This window comes from Streptococcus oralis, assembly GCF_024399415.1.
Taxonomy (GTDB): domain Bacteria; phylum Bacillota; class Bacilli; order Lactobacillales; family Streptococcaceae; genus Streptococcus; species Streptococcus oralis_CS.
In genome coordinates this window covers 1,836,280-1,862,564 of the sequence record NZ_CP029257.1, presented here as the reverse complement: position 1 = coordinate 1,862,564, position 26,285 = coordinate 1,836,280, and the positions used below count along the sequence as shown (strand labels likewise).

Here is a 26,285-nt window from a genome sequence, read left to right as displayed (position 1 = left end):
ACAAAAAGGCCCTGGAACTAGGCATAGCTAGTCTTCAGGGCTTTTATCTTATAGTTTATCAGCTATTTTTTGACTTAGAAATTGCCCAACCAAAGCCCCAATCAAGGCACCTACGAGGATGCTCGAAACAAAGAGAAGGATTTTGTCCAACTCTGGAGCGACCATGATACGGTCAATGTATTCTTGGGATTTCCCACGCGCAAGTAAGGTGGCCATGTAAGCTTTGGGACGGATCCACATGAGGAAGATAGGGCCACTTGTGCTAAAAGCAAAGACAAGGAAGGAGAGGGTGTTTTTGATTCGGTCTTTGTAGTTTCCGAGACGAGCGATGGCATCTGCTGCAAGACCACAAGCGAGTCCTGGGAGAAAGGCACCAGCGCCGTGTTTACTAGCTAGGAAGAAAAGTGCCATAAAGAGCCCGAGAGTGGTAATGGCACCAAAACGAGGGACCTTCGTCAAAAGAAGCATGTAGACACTGCCACCGACAAGGGCAGAAAAGGCCGGCGCGTAGAACATATTGCCTGTTTGATCGACCAAGTGTCCTAGGAAGACTCCAATCCCTACACAGAGAAAGTAGAGGACGGTGGCCAAGAGGGTGGTTAAGATATTTTTCTTCATGAGAATCTCCTTGATGCGAATTAACAAAACCAATTGTATCACGCTTTTTGAGGATTGTAAATGGGAGTTCTATATTTTTGAAAACGTTTGAAATATGATATAATAGTTACATCGTTAGTTTAAGGAGAGTAGCATGGGAAAATTTCTAGAATTCGTCTTTAATCGTATCTTTTTGGGAATGATGGCGACGGCTTATTTCTGGCTATTAACACTAGCAGGAGGAGTGGTATTTGGTTTGGCCCCAGCTAGTGCAACTCTTATGAGTTTGTATGGGGAGCATGGTTATACCTATCGAGCCTACCATTTGAAGGAAGCTTGGGAATTGTATAAGAGCAATTTTGTCAAGAGTAATCTGGCTTTCTATAGTTTTGTGTTTGTGGATCTTGTCCTAGTTTATGGTTTGTATCTTCTAGTTCAATTGCCCCACCAGACGATTTTCCATCTCTTGGCGACCTTTCTCAATGTCCTTGTAGTTGCTCTTGTCTTTCTAGCCTATACTGTGTCCTTGAAACTTCAGGTGTACTTTGATTTGTCCTACCAAAATACCTTGAAACTGTCCCTTATTGGGATTTTTATGAGCTTACCTGCGATTGCCAAGGTTTTACTCGGATCTGCACTCCTTGTAGGAGTTGGTTATTATATGCCTGCCTTGCTCTTTTTTGTAGGAATTGGAATGTGGCATTTCTTTATCAGTGATATGTTGGAACCTGTTTATGAAAGTATCCATGAAAAATTGGCGACAAAATAGAATGAAGCAGTTTTGGCTTCACTCTCTTTTACGGATTTATAGTTTGGTCATGATCGTGGTCATTGCCAGTTTTGCGATTATGCTATCGTATGCTGACTGGGACTCGCGTGAGAAAGAGGCTCAACGGGTTGCAGAACGTGTGACCACTCGGACAGTGAGTGAAGTGGAATACTATCACAGAGAGTCAACCCGACTTGCTCAGTCTTTGGTTGAAAATCAGGCCCGCATCGAAGGAATTTACAAGTATTTCAGTCTCAGCACACCAGACTATTTCTACTGGCAATTAGAGCGTAAAACTTCGCCTTATATCTCTGTTTCTCTGTATGAAAATATTGATGATCTCTATGTTCGGAATGATTTTGTGACTGGAGTGGCTATTGTTCTTCAGGACTATAAGGAAGTGTATGTTTCGACTAGAGAAAAACGCAGTGGAGAGAAAATTCCTGCGGAGGGTTTTAAGCCGGCAGCCAATAGTTTTGCCATTCCTGTTTCCGATCCTGTGTCTGACAAGGATTTAGGAGTGATTTATATCTCCCTATCCCCAGATGTTTTACATGGAGCTATTGACAATACTCGGGGTCATATCCCAATGGCTGTAACAGTAACTTCGCCTTTTGAGACCGAGATGTTCCATATTGGGGAGAAGGTATCAGCTGAGCGAGAAAACTGGTTTGTGGGTGTCACCTCTCATGGTTATCAGGTTCGAGTTGCTGTTCCTAAAAATTTTGTTCTTACAGGAACTTTGACGAGTTCGGCTGTCATTATTGGGCTAAGTATTCTCTTTATCATCATTTTGTACGTGACCCTTAGACAGACTTTTTCAAATTACCAAAAGCAGGTCGTAGACCTAGTTGATTCGATCGAGGTGATTGCTCAAGGAGAAGAAGGCCTTCGAATCGATACCTCTGAAAAAGACCAAGAGTTGCTTCTCATTGCAGAAACAACCAATGATATGTTGGATCGCCTGGAAAAAAATATCCATGATATCTATCAGCTAGAGCTCAGTCAAAAAGATGCCAATATGCGAGCCCTGCAGGCTCAAATCAATCCTCACTTTATGTACAATACTCTGGAGTTTTTACGGATGTATGCCGTCATGCAAAGTCAGGATGAACTGGCGGACATTATCTATGAATTTAGCAGCTTGTTACGCAACAATATCTCTGACGAGCGGGAAACGACCTTGAAGCAGGAGTTGGAATTTTGCCGAAAATATAGCTATCTCTGCATGGTGCGTTATCCTAAATCCATTGCCTATGGTTTCAAGATTGCACCAGAATTGGAAGAAATGAGGATTCCAAAATTTACACTCCAACCATTAGTAGAAAACTACTTTGCCCATGGTGTTGACTATCGCAGAACGGATAATGTCATCAGTATCAAAGCCTTGAAGGGCCAAGGCTTCGTTGAAATTCTAGTGGAAGACAATGGTCGAGGAATGCCCGCTGAGAAACTAGCTAGCTTGCAAGAAAAATTAGCTCAGCGGAGTTTTGAACACGAGGCAAGCTATAGTGGGGAGCGGCAATCAATTGGAATAGTAAATGTACACGAACGCTTTGTTCTCTACTTTGGGGATCGCTACCAAATCAGTGTAGAGTCAGCTGAACAAGAAGGTGTTCGTTACCATATCACTATCCAGGATGAATAGAAAGGGTAGAAATGTATAAAGTTTTATTAGTAGACGATGAGTACATGGTGACAGAGGGGCTCAAGCGATTAATCCCCTTTGAAAAATGGGATATGCAAGTCGTCGCAACAGCTAATCACGCAGATGATGCTTTGGACTATGTTAAGAAAAATCCAGTAGATGTGGTCATTTCCGATGTCAACATGCCAGATAAGACCGGACTTGAGATGATTAGGGAAATGAAAGAGCTACTTCCAGATACCTATTATATCTTGCTGTCTGGTTATCAGGAGTTTGAGTACGTTAAAAAAGCCATGAACCTTAGTGTCGTGGATTATCTGGTCAAGCCAGTAGACAAGGTGGAGTTGGGCAATTTATTAGAAAAAATTGCGCAGCAGCTTCAGGAAAAGGTGGAACAAAGTCAGACCCTCAGTCAAGAATTGGATGAGACAGGATTTACGAACTACCTGTCAGGTAAAGACAGCTGGTGGATTGGTCTATCCAAGGAAAAGCAAGGTTCTTTTACCATTCCTTACTATGTTTTGGGGCAAGACTGGCAGATTTTCATCTCTGATCAGCCACTAGATGGCATCGTTGTGACACCATTTGAAGCACCCTTCCAGCAGTCCTTTGAGAATTGGAAGATCAACGCTGAAAAAGCCCTCTTCTACGGTTCAGTCAATCTAGAAAAATCCGAGAGTTTGTTTGCTTATTATGAGCCGATTTATCGGGTGATTATCCAAGGGAATATCAATCAAATCATCGAAGAATTAACCTTGCTAGAGAAGGTCGTCTTGGAGAATACCCCGCGCGTGGCTATCACGAAGCAGCTCTTTACCCAGTTTGTCATGGATGTCTTTCATTTGTTTGAACACCTAAAAGCAGATGATATGACCGAGATTGTCAAAGCTATCCATGCCATTAACACCTTTGAAGAATTGGTTGCCTATATCAAAGAAACCTTGACCAAGTTCTTTGGCCAGTATCGCATGAATGAAAATGTGGTGAGTGTTCTGGAAGTGATTGGGCGTGATTATCAGAAAGAGCTCTCACTTAAGGATATTAGCAAGGATCTCTTTATCAATCCTGTCTATCTCGGTCAGCTGATCAAGAGGGAAACCAACTCAACCTTTGCGGAATTGCTCAATAAACAGCGAATTAAGGCAGCGCAGCAACTCTTACTGTCGACCAGTGATAGCATCGAAGATATTTGCTATGCAGTTGGCTATAGTAATGTTGGATATTTCTATAAGGTTTTCCGTAAATTGTGCGGAAAATCACCGAAAGCTTATCGGAAACAAGTTGAAACCAGCTTGTAAAAGTTGTATTCCTGTACAAAAAATGCTATAATGTTCAAAATATCTTAAGGAGGAAAACATGAAAAAGAATCCTATTTATCTTTGGGTCTTGTTAGTCCCATCAGCCCTCATTTCATCTATGTCATTGTTTGGAATCTTGAGTCCATTGCCAAGTAAAGAGGTGCTTCGTACAAGCCTAGCAAGTAGCGGGAGGTTTACTGCCCAGCAATTAGAAGACGCAGTCAACTATACTTACCAAGTAACAGCATCATCGCACTCAATTTTTAATCTAGTTTTGATTGTTTTATCTGCTATTCTAGTTGTGGTAGCCTTTGTATTTCTCCTACGTAAAAATGAGCAATTCGCAAACTATACTTATATTGGTTATGTTCTACTAGCGATTGTTGGTTTGGTTTATAGCTATATGAACGTTCAAGATGCGGTTCAATTAATCAAAGATACTACTCTCGGCTTAGGAATGGGAGCATTAGCAAAAGGGACGAATATTTTGTTCATCATCATCAATGTTCTCTTTTTAGCCTTAGTCTTTTACAAGATGTGGCGCCAACAAAAGGACTTGGCTGAGGAAGTTGAAGCAGAAGAAGCTGCCTAAGTATTGACAAAAAAGAACTATCAAGTTACAATCTTGGTAGTTCTTTTTAAATCGTAAACAAAAAATCGAGGTCAACATGAAAAAAATATCCTTAGTGTATATCAGTTTGAGTGGGAATACAGAGAGTTTTGTAACCCGACTCAAGGACTATCTCCTATCTCAGTATGAGGGAATTGAGGTCCAAAAAATCCATATCAAGGATTTGGTCAAGGAAGGCCAAGAATTCTTTGAAATGGAGCATCCCTATGTCGCTTTCTTACCGACCTATCTGGAAGGTGGAAATGGCGTTGATAACGGCGATGTTGAAATTCTAACGACTCCAGTGGGCGACTTTATTGCTTATGGAGACAATGCTAGTAAGTGTTTTGGGGTAGTGGGATCTGGTAATCGCAATTTTAACAATCAATACTGCCTAACAGCCAAGCAGTATAGCCAGCGCTTTGGCTTCCCGGTCCTAGCAGACTTTGAAATGCGTGGTATGCTGGGAGATATTAAAAAGGTCGCAGCGATTATCGCGGATTTGTATGAGTTAGAAACAGAAAAATAAAGTAGTACTGAGGGGCAGTTGAGATTTTCAACTGCTTTTGTGTATGTAAAAAGCACCCTGTAAGGGTGCCATTTTATAAACTATCCTGCTTTTCCGATGGCAAGTGCATAGATGAAGAAGATAGCAAAGCCAAAGAGGAAAATCAATCCTGCGATAGCAAGGAGTTTTAGCCAGGAAGGAAGATTTTTATTCTCACGTGTCACCAATACATAGTTCAAAAGAGCGAAGAATGGTGTTGTCAGGAAAGAACCAATCATGGCAAAGCGAAGCATGGTGGAAACTTGACCAGCAAAGAACTTGATGATGACGATACCGATGATAGCGGTAATGGTCATCCAGATGTTCAAAGATTTGCGAGAATCCTCTTTTTGCCGAATCAAGAGTCGCAGCGATTCCTGATTGACACGAGAGTAGCCATCGATAACGGTGATAACTGTTCCAAAAATACAAAGAAAGGCGATAAAGGTGATCAAATAACGGGACCATTCTCCAAGAACAGAGGCATACATACCCACAAATTGAGAAATGTACTTGGCTGAAGCGGCTTCAACTGCCTGTCCTGTAGGATACTGAATCAGTGCTCCTAGTGCCACGAAGAATACAGCTAGGATAGCAGTTCCAATGTAACCAACGTTAAAGTCGAAAAGGGCGTCCTCTGTATTAAAGTTGACAGTCTTTTTCTTTTCAGCAGACCAGAGTGAATTGATGGCAGAAATCTCAATAGGAGCAGGCATCCATCCTAAGAGGGAAACGATGAAAGGGAGGGCCGCCATTTGCCAAGGTGTCTTTTCGACAAAATCAGAGCTGTATTCTGGATGTTTAATTGCTGCAATAATAACTGCAAGAACTGTTGCAATGGTCAAAGCAGACATGATCCATTTTGCCATACCATCCAATAGTTTGTAGCCACCAAAGAGTAGCATGGCCCAAATGACTGCAACAAGGATAAGGGACCATTGAGTGATGCTAAGACCAATCATTGGGAAAGCGCTAGCGATGATAGCTGAGCAAAGGATAGCGACTCCAGCTGTATTAACCATGGCAGAGAAGACGTTGAGGACAAAGAAAATCCAGAGATAGAGTTTTCCTTTTTCGGCATAACCTTCCACCAAGGTTTTACCAGTGTCGGCAGTATATTCGGCTCCAAAACGGAAAAATGGATATTTAAAAACATTGGCCAAGATAACCAAGAGGAGTAGTGACCACCCATAAGAACCACCAGCTTGAGTAGAGGATACGATATGAGAACCTCCAACGGCTGCAGAAGCCATTAGAATTCCTGGCCCCATTGCCTTTAGTTTGCTTGCCCAGGTTGACTGGTTTGATAACGTAACTTGTGACATAATAAACACTCCTATTTTTGAATTTTCAGAATAATCTGAATAGATAGCTACTATTCTACAAAAAACTTAAAGGAAATGCAAGAATATTTTGAAAAAATACAGAAAATTACAGAAAACTTTACATGCGTTAATGAAATTTCTCCAAGGAGAATATGGTTAAGACTAAAAAATCCGAGAAGAAAGCTTCTCGGATTTTGATTATTTCAATTGATCTGTGACGTCTTTTGAGAGCAACATTCCCAGATGGTAAGTTTTATTGATATGTGCAATGACATCATTGATATTTTCAGTCGTGTGAATTTTCTCTTTGATGTCAGACCTAAATGTCTCATCCTTCAAGAGTTGCTCTTGGTAGAGTCTTTGAAGTCTTTCCTTCTCGTACTTATTGAGCAGAAAAAGGAAAACCAAGCTAAGTACAACGAGGATATAAGCATATTGGCTCATAAGAAATCTCCCAGTGTGATAAATAGTAAAAGTGAATAAATTATTTCATTGAACAGCTGCAAGGCCGAACAAAATATAAATGTTATTTTGCCTCAATCTTTCAGATTGCTTTCAAGTAATTTAAAAGATTAGAACCTAAACCCAACTAAATCGCTGTTATTTGGTTTGATAAGTTAGTGAAGCGCCTAGCCAAATCACCATAGTTACGACGTCATGACCTCTAAATCGATTATATTTAGGGGTCATGACTAGTGAAGCAGTTAGCTAGCCCGCATATAAGCGGCTAGCGTCTAACAATTAGGAACTTTAGTTCCAATTGTTAGTACTGAATCACATCTTCTCCGGCGCTTCTACTCCGAGCAAACGAAGAGCTTCTTTGAGGACGACTGCGGTTGCGTAGCTGAGGGCTAGACGACTGTCGCGCTCAGGACTTTCATCTAGGATACGTGTATGTGCATAATATTTGTTAAAGGCTTGAGCCAGACTAATCGCAAATTTCGCAATGATAGAAGGTTCAAAGTTATCTGCTGCACGATTGATAATACGTGGAAAGTCTTGGAGTAGTTTAATGATTTCCCAGCTTTCAGCATCGTTCAAGCTGTAGTTGCCAGCTGTATCTGGTTTGAAATCGGCTTTGCGCAAGATAGATTGGATACGAGCGTAGGCATATTGAACGTAAGGTCCAGTTTCTCCTTCAAAGGATACCATAGCTTCAAGGTCGAAGTCATATCCATTTGTACGGTCGGTCTTAAGATCATAGAACTTGATGGCCCCAACTCCAACAGCGTGGGCAACCTGGTCTTTATTTTCTAACTCAGGATTTTTCGCTTCGATTTGGGCCTTGGCACGACTAACAGCTTCTGCAATAGTAGGTTCTAGCAAGATGACATTTCCTTTACGAGTAGAGAGTTTTTTCCCTTCTTTTGTTACCAATCCAAACGGAACATGGACAATGTCTTGGCTCCAATCGTAGCCCATCTCTTGTAGTACTGCCTTGAGTTGTTTGAAGTGGGCAGATTGCTCTTGACCAACAACATAGATGGATTTTGCAAATTGGTATTCGTTTTTACGGTAAAGGGCTGCAGCCAAGTCACGTGTGATATAGAGAGTTGCACCATCAGATTTTTTGATAAGGGCTGGATGTTCAATTCCATATTTCTCAAGATTGACAACTTGGGCTCCTTCTGACTCAACAAGAAGTCCTTTTTCAGCGAGAATGTCTACAACAGCATCCATCTTATCATTGTAAAAAGCTTCCCCGTTGTAGCTGTCAAATTCAACTTGCAATTCATTGTAAAGACGGTTGAATTCCACTAAACTTTCATCACGGAACCATTGCCAGAGAGCGAGAGCTTCCTCATCTCCATTTTCCAGTTTGCGGAACCATTCGCGTGCTTCTTCATCCAAGCTAGGGTCTTTTTCAGCTTCAGCATTGATGCGAACGTAGAGTTTAAGAAGTTCATCGATTGGATGTGCTTTAACGGCTTCCTCATTTCCCCATTTCTTGTAGGCAACGATTAACATTCCAAACTGTTTACCCCAGTCTCCTAGGTGGTTGACCTTGACCGTTTGATAGCCAATCTTTTGGAAAATATGTGACAAGCTATCCCCGATAACCGTTGAACGCAAGTGCCCAATAGAGAATGGTTTAGCGATATTGGGACTAGACATATCGATAACGATATTTTCTTGCTTGCCAATGGTTTGGTCGGCATAGTGCTCTTTCTCAGTAATAACATCCTGTAATACCTGAGCCGAAATAGCAGATTTATCAAGGAAAAAGTTGACGTAAGGTCCAGTAGCAACAACCTTTTCAAAGGCTTGACTATTTATTTTTTCAGCAATATCTGCTGCAATCATTTGCGGAGCTTTACGCTCGACCTTTGCTAGAGAAAAGGCAGGGAAGGCGATGTCTCCCATTTCTGAGTTTTTAGGTGTTTCCAGTAAATTTAAAATAGCCTCTTGATCCAGGCTATTAATGACGCTAGCCAACTCGCTAGCAATCAATTCTTTTGTATTCATAAGGGCTCCTTTTGGGCTTTTTTACTATTTTAACACAATTTACTACATTTTTTGAGAAAGAAAAGAATTTTTTTGAATTATCTATTTTTTTTGGTATAATGTAGTTATAAAATAAATGTAAAACTTGTTATAAATATTCACTTAAGAGGATAATATGAGAAAAAGAGAACGGCATCAATTGATTAAAAAGATGATCACCGAAGAAAAACTTGGGACACAAAAAGAGATTCAAGATCGTTTAGAAGCTCGTAATGTTTATGTGACACAAACGACTTTGTCGCGTGATTTGCGTGAAATCGGCTTGACCAAGGTTAAGAAAAATGATATGGTGTATTATGTACTAGCAAATGAGACAGATAAGATTGATTTAGTTGAGTTTTTGTCTCATCATTTAGAAGGAGTTGCAAGAGCTGAGTTCACCTTGGTACTGCATACCAAACTTGGGGAAGCTGCAGTCTTAGCAAACATTGTAGATGCAAACAAGGATGAATGGATTTTAGGAACGGTTGCTGGTGCTAATACCTTATTGGTTATTTGTCGAGACCAGCACGTTACCAAGCTGATGGAAGATCGTTTGCTAGATTTGATGAAAGATAAATAAGGTCTTGGGAGGTGCTCTCAAGACTTATTTTTAGCAAGGAGAGACGGAAAATGGCAACAGAAAAGCTATCACCCGGCATGCAACAGTATGTGGATATTAAGAAACAATACCCAGATGCTTTTTTGCTTTTTCGAATGGGTGATTTTTACGAGTTGTTCTATGAAGATGCAATTAATGCAGCACAGATTTTAGAAATTTCCTTAACGAGTCGGAATAAAAATGCAGAAAATCCGATACCCATGGCGGGTGTCCCCTATCATTCTGCCCAGCAGTATATCGATGTTCTGATTGAGCAGGGCTATAAGGTAGCCATAGCCGAGCAGATGGAAGATCCCAAACAAGCGGTTGGTGTTGTCAAGCGAGAGGTGGTCCAGGTCATCACACCTGGAACGGTCGTCGATAGCAGTAAGCCGGATAGTCAGAATAATTTCTTGGTTGCCTTAGATCGTGATGGCAATCAGTTTGGTCTAGCTTATATGGATTTGGTGACGGGTGATTTCTATGTGACAGGTCTATTAGATTTCACGTTGGTTTGTGGGGAAATTCGCAACCTCAAGGCGCGAGAAGTAGTGCTGGGTTATGACTTGTCTGAGGAAGAAGAACAAATCCTCAGCCGTCAGATGAATTTGGTGCTTTCCTATGAGAAGGAAGGCTTTGAGGACCTTCATTTACTGGATTCACGTTTGGCAGCTGTGGAGCAAGCAGCAGCTAGTAAGCTCCTCCAGTATGTTCATCGGACCCAGATGCGGGAATTGAACCACCTCAAACCAGTTATCCGCTATGAAATCAAAGATTTCTTGCAGATGGATTATGCGACCAAGGCTAGTCTGGATTTGGTTGAGAATGCCCGTTCAGGTAAGAAGCAGGGGAGTCTTTTCTGGCTTTTGGATGAAACCAAAACGGCTATGGGGATGCGTCTCTTGCGTTCTTGGATTCATCGTCCTTTGATTGATAAGGAGCGAATCGTCCAACGTCAAGAGGTGGTGCAGGTCTTTCTTGACCACTTCTTTGAGCGCAGTGATTTGACAGACAGTCTCAAGGGTGTTTATGATATCGAACGTTTGGCTAGTCGGGTTTCCTTTGGCAAGACCAATCCAAAGGATCTCTTGCAATTGGCGACCACTTTATCTAGTGTACCACGGATTCGTGTGATTTTAGAAGGCATGGAGCAACCTGCCCTGGCCTATCTTATCGAACAGTTAGATGCCATCCCTGAGTTGGAGAGCTTGATTAGCGCTGCCATTGCTCCTGAAGCTCCTCATGTGATTACGGAAGGTGGCATTATCCGTACGGGATTTGATGAGACCTTAGACAAGTACCGTCGTGTGCTTAGAGAAGGGACTAGCTGGATTGCTGAGATTGAGGCTAAGGAGCGGGAAAACTCTGGCATCAGCATGCTCAAGATTGACTACAATAAAAAGGACGGCTACTATTTCCATGTGACTAATTCGCAACTGGGAAATGTGCCAGCCCACTTTTTCCGCAAGGCAACGCTGAAAAACTCAGAACGCTTTGGTACCGAGGAATTAGCTCGTATCGAGGGAGATATGTTGGAGGCGCGTGAGAAGTCAGCCAACCTAGAGTATGAAATCTTTATGCGCATCCGTGAGGAAGTCAGCAAGTACATCCAGCGTTTGCAGGCGCTAGCCCAAGGAATTGCAACGGTTGATGTCTTGCAAAGTCTCGCAGTTGTGGCTGAAACCCAGCATTTGATCCGACCTGAGTTTGGAGAGGATTCACAAATCAATATCCAAAAAGGGCGCCATGCTGTCGTCGAAAAGGTCATGGGAGCTCAGACCTATATTCCTAATACGATTCAGATGGCAGAAGATACCAGTATTCAGCTGATTACAGGGCCAAACATGAGTGGGAAGTCAACCTACATGCGCCAGTTAGCCATGACGGCGGTTATGGCCCAGCTGGGTTCTTATGTGCCAGCAGAAAGCGCCCATTTGCCTATCTTCGATGCTATCTTTACTCGTATCGGAGCAGCAGATGACTTGGTTTCAGGTCAATCAACCTTCATGGTGGAGATGATGGAGGCCAACAATGCCATTTCGCATGCGACCAAGGATTCCTTGATTCTCTTTGATGAATTGGGACGGGGAACTGCAACTTATGACGGGATGGCTCTTGCCCAGTCCATCATCGAATATATTCATGAACATATCGGAGCCAAAACCCTCTTTGCGACCCACTACCATGAGTTGACCAGTCTGGAGTCTAGCTTGGAACACTTGGTCAATGTCCACGTGGCAACCTTAGAACAGGATGGACAGGTCACCTTCCTTCACAAGATCGAACCAGGATCAGCTGACAAATCCTATGGTATCCATGTTGCTAAGATTGCTGGCTTACCAGCGGAACTTTTAGCAAGGGCGGATAAGATTTTAACGCAACTGGAGAGTCAGGGACAAGAAAGCCCAACTCCGATGAGAGAAACAAGTGCTGTTACTGAACAGATGTCACTCTTTGACGCGCCTGCAGAGCATCCTATCCTAGCAGAATTAGCTAAACTGGATGTGTACAATATGACACCTATACAGGCTATGAACGTCTTGGTCGAGCTCAAACAAAAGTTATAAAAAGAGCCCACTCACATTTTTGTGAGTGGGATTTTTCTCTATTACTTTTTATGGGCCAAGAGTTGATTGATGTGGTCTACTTTTTTAGCTTCTCTTTTATAGAGAATAACCCAGATGATGAGATAGACGATCGCAAACTCTGGAATGAGCTGGAAATAGAAGGTCCAGTGGAAGGGGAACCAACCAGCCAGAGTTGCTAGTGGGACAAAGCCAGCCAGCATGAGGAAGAAATGGGAAAGTGTTGCACGGAGTAAGCTCCAGTCACGGCTGAATAAACGACCACCAAAGCTAAAGAGAACGCCGATAGCTGACCAGATGACCATACAGTAGAGCAAGACTAGAGCACCGTGAACCTGATGTTGAGCCATCACTTGGCCGATGAGAGACTCGGGACTCAGTGGGGCATAGGTATTTGGGGCGTACATGAGTGAAAAGAGGATAGAGAGGATGAGGCCGATAAGTACACCAGCGGCTGCATCATGAAAGATTTGTTTTTTCATAGTTCTAATTTCTCCTTGATGGTTTTTAGGTAACGGCGTGAAGAGTAGGTGAAGCTTTCGTTTTTTAAGAAAATTTCAACCAGACCGTTGGGCGTGAGTTTGAGATGAGAGATAGCGTCAATATTAACGATTTCTGATTGGGAAATTTGGATAAAAGTGGTCGGCAGAATGTCAAGAACTTGATAGAGACGCAAATCAATGGTGTAGGTCTGAGATGCAGTTTCTGCTAAAACCTTACGATTCTCGATATAGAAGCGTTGTATCTTACCAATCTTAACTAGATAGACCTGATTATCAATCTTTCCTTTGATTGTTTCTTTTTGGTCAAGATTTTCTGCGAACTCGATGACTTTCTGGACTTTTTCGGTCGGCTGAGGAGTTTGGACAATCAGCTTTTCCTCCTCGTAAGTCTCCTTAATCTGTAGTTCTACTTTCATAAATTTCCCTCCTTATATTTCATACAAGGTTGTGATCACTTCCTGTACACCTTTATTAAACACTATTTTACGACCCATGGCAAGAGCTTTTGCCTATGTGGAGAGATTTGGAGTCTATGTGGTATTTGCTTTTTCTGGTAACATCTGAAATATGGTATAATAGCACTAATCAATTTCTAGGAAAATAGATACAGAAAGGGGCTGAAGGATGTCTCATATTATTGAATTGCCAGAAGTGTTGGCAAACCAGATCGCGGCAGGAGAGGTCATTGAACGTCCTGCCAGTGTGGTTAAAGAGTTGGTAGAAAATGCCATTGACGCGGGCTCTAATCAGATTATCATTGAGATCGAGGAATCCGGTCTCAAGAAAATTCAAATCACAGATAATGGTCATGGAATTGCCCACGATGAGGTGGAGTTGGCCTTGCGTCGCCATGCGACCAGTAAGATAAAAAATCAAGCAGATCTCTTTCGGATTCGGACGCTTGGTTTTCGTGGTGAAGCCCTGCCCTCTATCGCGTCTGTCAGTGTTTTGACTTTGTTGACGGCGGTGGATGGTGCGAGTCATGGGACCAAGCTCGTTGCGCGTGGGGGAGAAGTTGAGGAAGTCATCCCAGCGACTAGTCCTGTGGGGACCAAAGTTTGTGTGGAGGACCTCTTTTTCAACACACCTGCCCGTCTCAAGTATATGAAGAGCCAGCAAGCGGAGCTGTCTCATATCATTGATATTGTCAACCGTCTGGGATTGGCTCATCCTGAGATTTCTTTTAGTTTAATCAGTGATGGCAAGGAAATGACGCGGACAGCAGGGACTGGTCAACTACGCCAAGCCATCGCAGGGATTTACGGTTTAGCAAGCGCTAAAAAGATGATTGCTATTGAAAACTCTGACTTAGATTTCGAAATTTCAGGTTTTGTGTCCTTACCTGAGTTGACTCGTGCAAACCGCAACTATATCAGTCTCTTTATCAATGGCCGTTATATCAAAAACTTCCTGCTCAACCGTGCTATTTTAGATGGTTACGGCAGCAAGCTCATGGTGGGGCGTTTCCCACTGGCTGTCATTCACATCCATATTGATCCTTATCTGGCTGATGTCAATGTGCATCCAACCAAGCAAGAAGTGCGGATTTCTAAGGAAAGAGAACTGATGGCGCTGGTTTCAGAAGCTATTTCAAATAGTCTCAAGGAACAAGCCTTGATTCCTGATGCTTTAGAAAATCTTGCCAAGTCGACCGTGCGCAATCGTCAAAAGGTAGAGCAAACTATTCTCCCACTCAAAGAAAATACGCTTTACTATGAAAAAACAGAACTCTCAAAACCCAGTCAAGCTGAGGTGGCTGATCATCAGGTTGAATTAACTGAGGAAAGACAGGATTTGACCCTGTTTGCCAAGGAAACCTTGGACCAGTTGACCAAGCCTGCAAAACTGCATTTTGCAGAAAGAAAACCAGCTAGCTATGACCAATTAGACCATCCAGAGTTAGACTTAGCCAGTCTTGATAAGGCTTATGACAAGCTGGAGAGAGAAGAATCATCCAGCTTTCCAGAGTTGGAGTTTTTCGGACAAATGCATGGGACCTATCTCTTTGCTCAAGGTAGAGATGGGCTTTACATCATAGATCAGCATGCGGCACAGGAACGGGTCAAATACGAGGAATACCGAGAGAGCATTGGCAATGTTGACCAGAGTCAGCAACAACTCCTAGTGCCCTACATCTTTGAATTCCCAGCGGATGATGCCCTTCGTCTTAAAGAAAGAATGCATCTTTTGGAGGAAGTGGGCGTCTTTCTAGCAGAGTATGGAGAAAATCAATTCATCCTGCGTGAACATCCCATCTGGATGACCGAAGAGGAAATCGAATCTGGTATCTATGAAATGTGCGACATGCTCCTCTTGACTAAAGAAGTTTCGATTAAGAAATACCGAGCAGAGTTGGCCATTATGATGTCCTGCAAGCGGTCTATCAAGGCCAACCATCGTATCGATGACCACTCGGCTAGACAACTCCTCTACCAACTCTCTCAATGCGACAACCCATATAACTGTCCTCATGGACGTCCTGTTTTGGTGCATTTCACCAAGTCAGATATGGAAAAGATGTTCCGACGTATTCAGGAAAATCACACCAGCCTCCGAGAGTTGGGGAAATATTAAGAACACAAAAAGCCTTTGTTCCCTTTGAACAAGGCTTTTTAGTTTTTCTAAGGTGGGAACTTTGATTGGACTTGGGCAACTTGACATGAGGTTTACACTTGCTTGACAAGACCAGTCCTATAAAAGTAATGAGAAATATGATTCAATTGACTCAAGGTTTTGTAGAGTCGTCTTGGTTCAAAGGATTCTCAAGACCAATCACCTTATCAAGATAACGCTGTTTGGTTTTGAGAGCTTTGTTGATAGCAATCGCTGAAGCGATTAAGAGAACGAAGGTCAGCCAAATCCAGACGGTGAATTCGGCCGGGAAACTAGAACCAGCTAAAAAGAGATAGATAGCCAAAGCCAAGACGAAAATATAAATCACTTGCCAGAGACCATAGGATTTAACCTCTTTATAGTATTTGTCCTTGTCTTCCTCCAAGATCATTTCTGTAGAAGTTTTTTCAGAATTTTCATCTAGTAGTAGATAGTCAGTTGTTACTTGGAAAATCTTGCTTAATTCAATGATTTTTTCGATTTCTGGAAGGACTTGTCCAGACTCCCATTTTGAGATGCTTTGCCGAGAAACATTAATTTTTTCTGCTAGCTTTTCTTGGGACCAACCTTTTTCCTTTCGGAGTTCAAATAGTTTTTCTGCGAGTTTCATCATTCTATCCTCCTTTTTCTACCTCTATCCTAACAATTTTTACTTATAATGAGAATACAATCTCCTGTACTATTTGTCAACCAGAGGTTGCACTTGTGTTTGCAGTTTTCAGCAAAAAAATATGATATACTAGGTAAGAAAAAGCGAAGAAATTATGAAAAAGGAATGAAAGATGAAAGAATTTTTTGCCCTCCCCAAGCAAATTCAAATGCGGGAATGGATGAGCTTTGTAGCACGGATTTTAGAGAGTGCCATTACTCCTTTTATGGCCATGTACTATGTTCAATATTTTGGAGCCTTTTGGGCGGGGTTATTGATGATCGCAACCAAACTCATTGGTTTTTTAGCTGGGCTGTATGGTGGACATTTGGCGGATCTTTGGGGACGTAAGAAAGTCATTGACTGGGGAAACTTTGGTCTTGCTAGTGGCTACTTTCTTGTTCTGCTGGCAAATATGCCTAATCATATTTTTCCCTTTTTGACTTTTGTCGGAATGTTGCTGGCAGAGACCGCAGGAACTTTCTCTTGGCCGGCTATTGATGCGATGATTATTGATTTGACCGACGAGCAAAATCGCCGTTTCGTTTATACGATTAGTTATTGGTTTGTCAATGTATCCGTTATGTTAGGAGCAGGGCTTGCAGGTTTCTTTTACGACCACCATTTTTTTGAGTTGCTTTTGGTTTTGACGGTGATTAGCTTCTTGAATTTTTTCCTCGCTTGGAAATATTTTTCAGAAAGCAAGCCAGCTAATCTGGTCTTTGAGCATGGTAGCAGTCCTTTGGCAACTGTGAAAAATTATGTTTCTGTTTTTCAGGACAAAATTTTCCTACTTTATACGTTAGGGACTGTATTTAATGGTGTTATCTGGTTGCAAATTGACAATTATATACCCGTTCATTTGAAAGAGTCATTCATCGCGAGTAGTATTTTCGGTATTCATATTTCAGGAGCTAAGATGCTCAGTATCATGGTTTTTATCAATACCCTGATTATTGTTTGCTTCATAACGACTGCCAATCGTTTGACCAAGGAAATGAAGATCATACCGCAGTTTTTATTGGGAAGTATTATCTTTGACTTGGGTATGCTTTTCACCATTGTCTTCAGGAGTTTCTGGGCTCTGTTTTTGCTAGCCATTCTCTATACTATGGGGGAACTCATCTGCATGCCACCAAGCCAAGTTTTGCGGGCGGAAATGATGAATGAGAATAAGCTCGGAACCTACTCAGGTTTCCTTAATATGGCGCAGCCTTTAGCGTCTATTTTAGCGGGGGCGATGATTTCTATCAGCGCTGCAACAGGTGCTGTAGGTGTTTGGCTCGTTTTTATTGTGTGTGCAGTACTTGGGTTGCTTCTTATCATCAGAGCAGCGCATTTACAAGGAATTGCAAATCAATTATAGAAAGTGAAAATTATGTACGAATATCTAAAAGGAATCATTACCAAAATCACTGCTAAATACATCGTCCTAGAAGCTAACGGTATCGGCTATATCCTGCATGTGGCCAATCCTTATGCCTATTCAGGTCAGGTGAATCAAGAAACTCAGATTTATGTGCACCAAGTTGTCCGTGAGGATGCCCATCTGCTTTACGGCTTTCGTTCAGAAGACGAGAAGAAGCTCTTTCTCAGCTTGATTTCGGTCTCAGGGATTGGTCCTGTGTCAGCTCTTGCTATTATCGCTGCCGATGACAATGCTGGCTTGGTTCAGGCGATCGAGACTAAGAACATCACCTACTTGACCAAGTTCCCTAAAATTGGCAAGAAAACAGCCCAACAGATGGTGCTGGACTTGGAAGGCAAGGTAGTCGTGGCTAGTGATGACCTTCCTGCCAAGGTGGCAGTGCAAACCAGCGCTGAAAACCAAGAACTGGAAGAAGCTATGGAAGCCATGTTGGCACTGGGCTACAAGGCAACCGAGCTTAAGAAAATCAAGAAATTCTTTGAAGGAACGACAGACACAGCTGAGAACTATATCAAGTCGGCCCTTAAGATGTTGGTAAAATAGGAGATTTTTATGACAAAACGCTGTGGTTGGGTTAAAATGAACAACCCATTATATGTGGCCTATCATGATGAAGAGTGGGGCCAACCCCTTCATGATGACCGTGCTCTTTTTGAGTTGCTTTGTTTGGAAACTTACCAGTCGGGTCTATCTTGGGAAACGGTACTAAACAAACGCCAAGGATTCCGAGAAGCATTTCATGGCTATCAAATTCAAGAGGTCGCGGAAATGACAGATGGGGAGTTGGAAGCCATGTTAGAGAATCCAGCCATCATTCGAAATCGAGCCAAGATTTTTGCGACGCGTGCCAACGCCCAAGCATTTTTACAAGTCCAGAAAACCTTTGGCTCTTTTGACGCTTATCTCTGGTCCTTTGTTGAGGGAAAAACGATCGTGAATGATGTTCCTGACTATCACCTAGCACCTGCTAAAACAGCCTTGTCTGAAAAGTTATCTCAAGATCTCAAAAAACGAGGCTTCAAGTTCACAGGTCCAGTCGCAGTTTTAGCTTTTCTACAAGCGGCAGGTCTGATTGACGACCACGAAAATGATTGTGAGTGGAAAAGCGGAAATAAGTGAGTGCAGGCGTCTAATTATCTGAGAATATAGAAAAAGCTGAGATGAGTTTCTCAGCTTTTTGATTATATGCTAGTAATTTTTATAGTGCAGTGAGAAATGTCAGTCCACCTAAGACAACGCCGGCTGAGTTTGGAATAATTAGTATCCAATCCTTCTTAGGTTCTTTTGTCCATCCGTAAATAACCCAAATTAAACAAGATACTGCTGCGGATAAAGGCTGAAATGGTTGAGCCTTGTTGCCTTGTAAATTGGCAAAAATTTGTGGGATGTAGGCGATAAATACAATAATCCCGATAAAGGCCCCGATTGAACCGACAATTTGATTTATTTTTTGTTTAGTCATATACACCTCCTTTAAAAAGATATCATAGAAATAAGCAAAATGCAATAAATTCAGACACAAATTGTAACGAAAATCAATACCAAAGCACAAAAATGGAGAAATTGTTTATTTTTTGTTATAGTCAAAGCGAATGACTTGCTCTTTTGCATCCACATAAGCATAGACGCCAAAGGGTACAATGGCTCTTGGTGTGGCGTGCCCAACGTTTAGATTATAGACAATTGGGATATTGCTGTCAACGATGCTCATTAGTGCCTCTTTATAGTCGTCATAGAAGGCTTCATCCATTGGCTTTCCGACCAAGAGTCCACTGATGACCTCAAATACCCCAGTTTCTTTCAAAGCCAGCACCATCTTTTTGAAATCATCAGGTTCAGGTTTTTCTTCACTTGTTTCTAGTAAGAGGATCTTTCCTTCCCAGTCGGATAAGTCAGGGAAGAGTTTGTACTCTCGGCAGAGTTCTCTACTGTCTGCATATCGAGAGTTATCAAAGATATCATAGAGAGATTCAAGGCAACCTCCGAGAATTTCTCCCTCAAACTGGGCATTTCCTTGTAACAAGTCAAAACCTGTATTTACATGACTGATACGAGCTGTTCCCAGGGCCTTGGGACTAAAATCAGTCCGTTCCTCATACCAAAGGTCGCTAGGGCGGATTTCTGAGATTCTCCCAGTCTCGATCAGTTCTTTAAAGTAGTGGAGGCTATAGGGCAACATTTCTTTGTCTAACTCACAAATGTCCGCTAGAAAGGATTGGCCGTAAAAAGTCTTGATTCCTAGTTTATGCAACATGAGATGGTTCATGGTCGTATCCGAGAAACCGAGAAAAATCTTTGGTTTGATAACCTTTTGTAGTTGGTCATTTTCAAAAAGATAAGGTAGCAAGCGATAGGTATCATCCCCACCGATGGCGCATAGGATCATGTCGATGCTATCGTCCGAAAAGGCCTGCATCAAATCCTCTGCACGCGTCTCGGGATGATCCTTGATAAAGTCCAAGCCCTTTAGCGAATGGGGTAAAAAGACAGGATTGAGTCCCAAATCCTTGAGACGTTGGACACCCAAATCGACTTCGTGTTTGACAAAATCCTCTCCGATAACACCACTAGACAAACTAACAATACCAATAGTAGAAACCATATCTCATCCTCCTAGAAATTGATTGAGCCTATTTTATCACAAAAGGTGAGAGAAAACTACAATAATGAGACTCAGAAGTGCTATTGAATCTCAAGAAAGCAGGAAAAAAAGCAACCGCCTTTGCAGTTGCTTTTCGTTTTTCTAATCTCTAATCTCACTAGATATGAGTTACTTGGTCAACTCTTGATTATAGGAGAGAGCTAAATCAATCCAGTAAGGAAGTTCTTTTTGACCTTCTATATCTAGGTCTATATAGCCGTGATAAAGGCGCCCTCTCATCAATGTAGTATGAGCTCCTGTTCGGGGTAGAACTTGCTTTTCCAGTTCTTCGCCAATTCTCACCATAACCAGCTCGTCCTTTCTGGAACTGACTGTAAGGACCATTTTCCCACGAATCATAAAGGCAAGGCCACCAAACAGTTTCTTTTCTTCTAGCTCTTCTTCGAAAATTTGGGGAGGAAGTTTGAGCGCTAGAATTTTTCGAATCTGCTGAGCTAAAGATTGACTATATGCCATAGCTTTTCACTTTTCTTAATAACGTGATGGGCCCGCGCTTGCGCTTCGGATATTGAAACGTTTCTTGAGATAGAAGCGAAGAGCGAGAAGGGCAGCTCCCAGGATAGCCAAAGGCAATGGAGCAAGGACTGGATTGAGGTTGGCTGGTAGGAAGCTTGTTGCAAAGAAGACAACCAACCAAAGGACCATAGAAGCCAGGATAACGAGGATTGACTTCCAGAAAGGAGGGCGCTGGCTACGATCTGTGTCTGGTCCATAATACTGGTAGACAAAGTAGTACATCAAGTAGAAGGCCACCCCTCCGACAAGTCCAACCAACAAGAGGGTAATCAAACCATAGCCAATAGCCTGATCTGTAGAGAAGAAGGTAGTCAGAGCGCTAACCAATGCAAAGAGACTGGTGATAAAAAGGGCTGAGTCCATAATCATGAGTTTTGGATCATCATTTTCTTTTGGATGCTCTTTTTCATATTGCTCTTTGACAGTGAAGCTATGAGCCCAATGAGTTGGAGCCCCGTAGAGGGAACGAGCTGTTGTTCCTTTGGCTTGCTCTTCAAGGATTTTAGGAATGACTTCCTCAAAGATAGCCTTGATTTCAGCGTCTGTTTTACCATCTTTGATAAATTGTTGGGTAGCGATGTGGATAAACTCTTGGTTTTTCTTAGTTAATTTTTGTAAATCAATCTGAGACATAGGAATTCCTCTTAGAACCATTTTTTATGGATGAGATAGAGAGTGAGCGAAACACTCATAGCAAAGGCGATAAAGACGATTAACCAGAAGGCATGAGGCTCACCGTTCAGAGGGATTTCATTATCCTTAAAGTTCATCCCGTAGGCTGAGAAGATCATGGTTGGGACAGACATAACGATGGTCACGAGAGCCAGGGTCTTCATGATGTTGTTCTGGTTATTGGAAATGATAGAGGCAAAGGTCTCTGTCATAGAGTGAAGGACGTTTCCATAGATATCTGCCATCTCAATGGCCTGTTGGGTTTCAATCAGAGTGTCTTCGAGTAGGTCTTCGTCTTCTAGGTATTTCTTGATATTGCTGGTTGCGCTGGTCAATTTCTTAATCACGCGCTCGTTCGTCTTAAGTGAGGCCTTGAAATAGACGATGGTCTTTTCCAATTCCATGAGCTCGATCAGTTCTTCGTTTCGAGTAGATTTGTGAAGTTGACTTTCGATCTGTTCACTCTTACGGTCGATCGAACGGAGGGCTGTAAGGTAAAGTTCGGCATTTCGGTAGAGAATCTGGAAGATAAAACGTGAACGCATAAAGGTGTAGAAGTTGCGCAGTCTACGGTTGATAAAGACATCGAGAACGGGGAGGGATTCCAAGCAGGTGGTGATAATGGTTTCCTCGGTGATGATAATCCCCAGCGGAATCGTAACGTAGTAGGTACGATTGTTTCTTTCCTCTGTGATGGGAACGTCCACGATGATCAAAGTATACTCGTCTTCGATGGTAATACGGGACATTTCTTCCGCATCGAGCGGTGCTCGAAGGTCGGCAATGTCAATGTCGAAGGCGTTAGCGATTTCCAACGATTCATTTTGTGTAGGATTGACGAGATTGATCCAAGTACCCGGTTCAAGCGTGTCGATCTCTTTAAATTCAGTTGTTGTTGAGAGAAAAACTTGTTTCATATCCCCTATCCTTTCCTACTATTTCAGTGTTTGATTTTTTGCACCGTACTATTATACTACAAAATCGGCTTTTTGGGTAATAGAATTTCACATTTTTTGGTATAATGGAAAGCAATAATGGACTAGAAAGAACAAAGATGCAAGATAAAATTGTGATTCATGGGGCTCGTGCCCATAACTTAAAAAATATCGATGTGGAAATTCCAAGAGACAAGCTGGTTGTCGTGACTGGTTTGTCAGGTTCTGGGAAATCCAGTCTAGCCTTCGATACCCTCTATGCGGAGGGACAACGTCGCTATGTAGAGAGCTTGTCAGCCTACGCTCGTCAGTTCTTGGGCAACATGGAAAAGCCTGATGTAGATGCCATTGATGGCCTCAGTCCAGCTATTTCCATCGACCAAAAAACGACCAGCAAAAATCCTCGTTCGACCGTTGGGACAACAACTGAAATCAATGACTATCTGCGTCTCCTCTACGCACGTGTGGGGACGCCTTACTGTATCAACGGGCATGGGGCAATCAAGGCTTCTTCTGTGGAGCAAATTGTTGATAAGGTCTTGGAATTGCCAGAACGCCAACGTCTGCAAATCTTAGCTCCTGTCATTCGTAAGAAAAAAGGGCAACACAAGAGCGTCATTGAAAAGATTCAGAAAGACGGTTATGTCCGCGTCCGTGTGGATGGGGAAGTTTATGATGTGACCGAAGTGCCAGAGTTGTCGAAGAGCAAGCAACACAATATCGATGTCGTGGTCGACCGTATTGTCATCAAGGAGGGCATTCGTAGCCGTCTCTTTGATTCCATTGAGGCTGCCCTTCGTATCGCAGAAGGTTATGTCATTATCGACACTATGGACGATTCTGAGTTGCTCTTTTCTGAGCATTATGCCTGTCCAGTTTGTGGTTTTACAGTACCAGAGTTAGAGCCTCGTCTCTTCTCCTTCAATGCCCCGTTTGGCTCGTGTAGTGAGTGTGATGGTTTGGGCATCAAGCTGGAGGTGGATGTTGACTTGGTGGTTCCTGATACCAGCAAAACTTTGCGTGAGGGAGCATTAGCACCTTGGAATCCTATCTCATCCAACTACTATCCAAATATGCTAGAGCAGGCCATGACAGCCTTTGGAGTGGATATGGATAAGCCTTTTGAGGACTTGTCAGAAGAAGATAAAAACTTGATTCTCTATGGCTCAGATGGCAAGGAATTCCATTTCCACTATGAAAATGAATTTGGCGGTGTGCGCGATATCGACGTTCCTTTTGAGGGAGTTGTCAATAATATCAAGCGCCGTTACCATGAAACTAATAGTGACTACACCCGTACCCAGATGCGTCTCTACATGAATGAGCTGACCTGCGGAACTTGTCACGGCTATCGTCTCAACGATCAGGCCTTGTCTGTTCGTGTGGGTGGTGAGCAAGGGCCACATATCGGTGAAATCTCAGATTTGTCTATCGCAGACCATTTGGAGTTGGTGAGCCAGTTGACCTTGTCTGAAAATGAAGCCATTATTGCTCGTCCCATTCTCAAGGAAATCAAGGATCGCTTGACCTTCCTCAATAACGTGGGACTTAACTATTTGACGCTGTCACGTTCGGCAGGAACCCTGTCAGGTGGGGAGAGTCAGCGAATTCGCTTGGCGACTCAGATTGGTTCCAACTTATCAGGTGTTCTTTATATCCTGGATGAGCCGTCGATTGGACTCCACCAGAGGGATAATGACCGCCTGATTGCTAGCTTGAAAAAAATGCGTGATTTGGGCAATACTCTTATCGTAGTGGAACATGACGAAGATACTATGCGTGAGGCGGATTATCTGATTGACGTTGGTCCAGGTGCCGGTGTTTTTGGTGGCGAGATTGTTGCTGCAGGAACACCCAAGCAGGTGGCCCGTAACAGTAAGTCTATTACAGGCCAGTACTTGTCAGGTAAACGTGCCATTCCAGTACCAGAAGAGCGCCGTGCCGGAAATGGTCGCTTTATCGAAGTGACAGGAGCGCGTGAGAACAACTTACAAAATGTCACGGCCCGCTTCCCATTAGGAAAATTCATCGCAGTGACAGGGGTGTCAGGCTCAGGAAAGTCGACCTTGATCAACAGCATCCTCAAAAAAGCCATTGCCCAGAAGCTCAACCGCAATTCAGACAAACCTGGTAAGTTTAAAACGATTACGGGGATTGAGCATGTCGATCGTCTGATTGATATTGACCAGAGTCCAATCGGACGGACACCAAGGTCCAATCCTGCCACCTATACGGGAGTTTTTGACGATATACGTGACCTCTTTGCCCAGACAAATGAAGCTAAGATTCGAGGCTATAAGAAGGGCCGTTTCAGTTTCAACGTCAAGGGTGGTCGTTGCGAAGCCTGCTCAGGTGACGGGATTATCAAGATTGAGATGCACTTCTTGCCAGATGTTTACGTTGCTTGTGAAGTTTGCCACGGAACCCGCTACAACAGTGAAACCCTAGAAGTTCACTACAAGGAAAAGAATATCTCGCAAGTTTTAGATATGACCGTCAACGATGCGGTGGAATTCTTCCAACACATTCCTAAGATTCAACGCAAACTCCAGACCATCAAGGATGTAGGACTGGGCTATGTAACGCTAGGTCAACCAGCTACCACGCTTTCTGGAGGAGAAGCCCAGCGTATGAAGCTGGCTAGTGAACTCCACAAACGCTCGACAGGTAAGTCCTTCTACATTCTGGATGAGCCAACGACAGGACTTCATACTGAGGATATCGCTCGCTTGCTTAAAGTCTTGGCTCGCTTTGTAGACGATGGCAATACAGTCCTCGTTATCGAGCACAATCTAGATGTTATTAAAACAGCAGACCATATCATCGACTTGGGACCTGAAGGCGGTGTTGGTGGTGGAACTATCATCGCAACAGGAACCCCAGAAGAAGTAGCGGCCAATGAAGCCAGCTACACAGGACAGTATTTGAAAGGAAAGTTAAAATAAGATTTAAAAGGCTCTGCTTTTTTAGGCAGAGTCTTTTTTATAATAAATCACGAATTTTTTCTTTTATAAATGGGTTAAGAGAATAGTGTTTATCCAGATATTCTAGGAGTGCTTGAGCAGACTCAGAAATGCGTTCGTAACCTTGCAAAAAGTGAGGCAATTGCTTGGCTTCCTTTGGATAACCTTCTTCAAATCGTCTGTTGGTATTAAAGATATCTATAAAATTAGATTTAGAAGTTGTTTCCAAACTGATTAGTTCAGTCCAAAGCTTGACGGCTCTGTTTTGTATTAAATCATAAGCAGCTAATTTTTCGCCTCGCTGATAGCGACCTAGCCCTAAATATAGATTACATAAAATTTCTCCCAACAGCCATTCACGGTCTCTGTTATCTTTTGATGGCAGTCTTTGTGGCTGACAGATTGTTTCATCAAAACCGACCTCCTTCCAGATAATCTTGCCTTCAGAGAAGGGAATGTTTACTAGTTCGTGAGCTTCAAAGACAGCAAATTCACAAAAAACATCATCTTCAAATAGAACTTTATGTCCGTCCACTGTATTTTGGTAGTGAAATGCAATTGGTTCTAGCTTACTTAACCAGGTTAGGTCTTGGATATAGGTCTGCTTGTAGCCATCTTTTACAATAACAAAGAAGTCTAAATCTGAGTACTGATCCAATCGTTCTCTTTCTGTTCCGCAAGAACCAAGTGCCAGCAAAGCTAGTGCTTGGTTCGAATCTTTTAGAGACTGACCAATCTCATCTAGTCTTTGTAACAGCAATTCTGTTTTATTCATATCGATACCTCGTTCTTTCTTGTTTAACAGAAATTATACATTAAGCGCTTTCAAATGTCAATTTTATCTAATCCTAGCTATATAGATTGTATTATTTTCGGTAT

General features: G+C 42.6%; 25 protein-coding genes. 12 read left to right on the top strand and 13 right to left on the bottom strand.

The genetic code is table 11. The annotated features are described in order from the left end of the window. Positions 1 to 48 precede the first annotated feature (48 nt). Positions 49 to 618, bottom strand: coding sequence for an MptD family putative ECF transporter S component (locus tag DG474_RS08940; protein ID WP_125412555.1), 570 nt, complete (start codon positions 616 to 618; stop codon positions 49 to 51). A gap of 133 nt (positions 619 to 751) precedes the next feature. Between DG474_RS08940 and DG474_RS08935 the strand changes: the two genes are divergently transcribed. The 5 genes from DG474_RS08935 (at position 752) to nrdI (ending at position 5,451) form a co-directional block, all read left to right on the top strand. Next, complete coding sequence (locus DG474_RS08935; protein WP_125412550.1) at positions 752 to 1,366, top strand: YesL family protein; 615 nt, start codon at positions 752 to 754, stop codon at positions 1,364 to 1,366. Then, positions 1,344 to 3,014 carry a sensor histidine kinase gene (locus tag DG474_RS08930; protein ID WP_125412880.1) on the top strand — a complete coding sequence of 557 codons (1,671 nt, stop codon included), beginning with the start codon at positions 1,344 to 1,346 and terminating at the stop codon, positions 3,012 to 3,014. The genes DG474_RS08935 and DG474_RS08930 overlap by 23 nt, the downstream gene beginning before the upstream one ends. A gap of 11 nt (positions 3,015 to 3,025) precedes the next feature. Continuing rightward, positions 3,026 to 4,312: a response regulator transcription factor gene (locus DG474_RS08925; RefSeq protein ID WP_255778156.1), complete on the top strand. Its 1,287-nt coding sequence runs from the start codon at positions 3,026 to 3,028 to the stop codon at positions 4,310 to 4,312. 58 nt (positions 4,313 to 4,370) lie between these two features. Further along, positions 4,371 to 4,904, top strand: a complete 534-nt coding sequence (locus DG474_RS08920; RefSeq protein WP_255778154.1) for an ABC transporter permease — start codon at positions 4,371 to 4,373, stop codon at positions 4,902 to 4,904. Positions 4,905 to 4,980: 76 nt separating this feature from the next. Beyond that, a complete protein-coding gene (gene nrdI, locus DG474_RS08915) occupies positions 4,981 to 5,451 on the top strand; it encodes a class Ib ribonucleoside-diphosphate reductase assembly flavoprotein NrdI (RefSeq protein ID WP_000724244.1) in 471 nt (156 codons plus the stop codon). An 80-nt stretch (positions 5,452 to 5,531) separates the two neighbouring features. On the opposite strand, the gene DG474_RS08910 is transcribed toward nrdI, so the two are convergent. The 3 genes from DG474_RS08910 to argS all read right to left on the bottom strand — a co-directional run bounded on the left by DG474_RS08910 (position 5,532) and on the right by argS (position 9,260). After that, positions 5,532 to 6,794 carry an NRAMP family divalent metal transporter gene (locus DG474_RS08910; protein ID WP_044021502.1) on the bottom strand — a complete coding sequence of 421 codons (1,263 nt, stop codon included), beginning with the start codon at positions 6,792 to 6,794 and terminating at the stop codon, positions 5,532 to 5,534. Between the two features lie 198 nt (positions 6,795 to 6,992). After that, a complete protein-coding gene (locus DG474_RS08905) occupies positions 6,993 to 7,238 on the bottom strand; it encodes a hypothetical protein (RefSeq protein ID WP_000084865.1) in 246 nt (81 codons plus the stop codon). Between the two features lie 330 nt (positions 7,239 to 7,568). Then, entirely contained in the window at positions 7,569 to 9,260 is a 1,692-nt protein-coding gene (gene argS, locus DG474_RS08900) for an arginine--tRNA ligase (protein ID WP_255778153.1), read from the bottom strand. 154 nt (positions 9,261 to 9,414) lie between these two features. Here argS and argR point away from each other — a divergent pair, with 154 nt between their 5' ends. Next, complete coding sequence (argR, locus tag DG474_RS08895; protein ID WP_255778152.1) at positions 9,415 to 9,861, top strand: arginine repressor; 447 nt, start codon at positions 9,415 to 9,417, stop codon at positions 9,859 to 9,861. A gap of 50 nt (positions 9,862 to 9,911) precedes the next feature. Then, the gene (mutS, locus tag DG474_RS08890) at positions 9,912 to 12,446 is read left to right on the top strand and encodes a DNA mismatch repair protein MutS (RefSeq protein ID WP_255778151.1); all 2,535 of its coding nucleotides are present in this window, start codon (positions 9,912 to 9,914) and stop codon (positions 12,444 to 12,446) included. A gap of 41 nt (positions 12,447 to 12,487) precedes the next feature. On the opposite strand, the gene DG474_RS08885 is transcribed toward mutS, so the two are convergent. Beyond that, on the bottom strand, positions 12,488 to 12,946 hold the full coding sequence (locus DG474_RS08885; protein WP_255778150.1) for a DUF3021 domain-containing protein: 459 nt from the start codon (positions 12,944 to 12,946) through the stop codon (positions 12,488 to 12,490). Next, positions 12,943 to 13,383: a LytTR family DNA-binding domain-containing protein gene (locus DG474_RS08880; protein WP_255778149.1), complete on the bottom strand. Its 441-nt coding sequence runs from the start codon at positions 13,381 to 13,383 to the stop codon at positions 12,943 to 12,945. The genes DG474_RS08885 and DG474_RS08880 overlap by 4 nt, the downstream gene beginning before the upstream one ends. 208 nt (positions 13,384 to 13,591) lie before the next feature. On the opposite strand from DG474_RS08880, the gene mutL reads away from it, so the two are divergent. Further along, positions 13,592 to 15,541: a DNA mismatch repair endonuclease MutL gene (mutL, locus tag DG474_RS08875; RefSeq protein ID WP_255778148.1), complete on the top strand. Its 1,950-nt coding sequence runs from the start codon at positions 13,592 to 13,594 to the stop codon at positions 15,539 to 15,541. Between the two features lie 151 nt (positions 15,542 to 15,692). Here the strand turns inward: mutL and DG474_RS08870 are convergent, their stop codons facing one another. Continuing rightward, complete coding sequence (locus DG474_RS08870; RefSeq protein WP_247942982.1) at positions 15,693 to 16,190, bottom strand: helix-turn-helix domain-containing protein; 498 nt, start codon at positions 16,188 to 16,190, stop codon at positions 15,693 to 15,695. A 172-nt stretch (positions 16,191 to 16,362) separates the two neighbouring features. Here DG474_RS08870 and DG474_RS08865 point away from each other — a divergent pair, with 172 nt between their 5' ends. Genes DG474_RS08865 through DG474_RS08855 form a run of 3 tightly spaced genes read left to right on the top strand, consistent with a single transcriptional unit; the run spans position 16,363 to position 18,777 of the window. Next, a complete protein-coding gene (locus tag DG474_RS08865; protein WP_255778146.1) occupies positions 16,363 to 17,595 on the top strand; it encodes an MFS transporter in 1,233 nt (410 codons plus the stop codon). Positions 17,596 to 17,607: 12 nt separating this feature from the next. After that, the gene (gene ruvA / locus DG474_RS08860) at positions 17,608 to 18,201 is read left to right on the top strand and encodes a Holliday junction branch migration protein RuvA (protein WP_000273410.1); all 594 of its coding nucleotides are present in this window, start codon (positions 17,608 to 17,610) and stop codon (positions 18,199 to 18,201) included. 9 nt (positions 18,202 to 18,210) lie between these two features. Beyond that, positions 18,211 to 18,777 (top strand): DNA-3-methyladenine glycosylase I, encoded by a 567-nt coding sequence (locus tag DG474_RS08855; protein WP_000166572.1) that lies wholly within the window; start codon positions 18,211 to 18,213, stop codon positions 18,775 to 18,777. 79 nt (positions 18,778 to 18,856) lie between these two features. Here DG474_RS08855 and DG474_RS08850 read toward each other — a convergent pair whose 3' ends face one another. The 5 genes from DG474_RS08850 to DG474_RS08830 form a co-directional block, all read right to left on the bottom strand. Then, a complete protein-coding gene (locus DG474_RS08850) occupies positions 18,857 to 19,120 on the bottom strand; it encodes a SemiSWEET family transporter (RefSeq protein ID WP_000166112.1) in 264 nt (87 codons plus the stop codon). 105 nt (positions 19,121 to 19,225) lie between these two features. Further along, entirely contained in the window at positions 19,226 to 20,260 is a 1,035-nt protein-coding gene (locus DG474_RS08845; protein WP_255778141.1) for a S66 family peptidase, read from the bottom strand. 168 nt (positions 20,261 to 20,428) lie between these two features. After that, entirely contained in the window at positions 20,429 to 20,776 is a 348-nt protein-coding gene (locus DG474_RS08840) for a TfoX/Sxy family protein (protein ID WP_198464310.1), read from the bottom strand. 15 nt (positions 20,777 to 20,791) lie between these two features. Further along, the gene (locus DG474_RS08835) at positions 20,792 to 21,469 is read right to left on the bottom strand and encodes a DUF1129 domain-containing protein (protein ID WP_255778140.1); all 678 of its coding nucleotides are present in this window, start codon (positions 21,467 to 21,469) and stop codon (positions 20,792 to 20,794) included. Positions 21,470 to 21,480: 11 nt separating this feature from the next. Continuing rightward, positions 21,481 to 22,425, bottom strand: a complete 945-nt coding sequence (locus DG474_RS08830) for a magnesium transporter CorA family protein (RefSeq protein ID WP_000815620.1) — start codon at positions 22,423 to 22,425, stop codon at positions 21,481 to 21,483. 137 nt (positions 22,426 to 22,562) lie between these two features. On the opposite strand from DG474_RS08830, the gene uvrA reads away from it, so the two are divergent. Continuing rightward, positions 22,563 to 25,388 (top strand): excinuclease ABC subunit UvrA, encoded by a 2,826-nt coding sequence (gene uvrA / locus DG474_RS08825; protein WP_001152859.1) that lies wholly within the window; start codon positions 22,563 to 22,565, stop codon positions 25,386 to 25,388. A 37-nt stretch (positions 25,389 to 25,425) separates the two neighbouring features. Here uvrA and DG474_RS08820 read toward each other — a convergent pair whose 3' ends face one another. Next, a complete protein-coding gene (locus DG474_RS08820; protein WP_001043929.1) occupies positions 25,426 to 26,181 on the bottom strand; it encodes a hypothetical protein in 756 nt (251 codons plus the stop codon). Positions 26,182 to 26,285 lie beyond the last annotated feature (104 nt).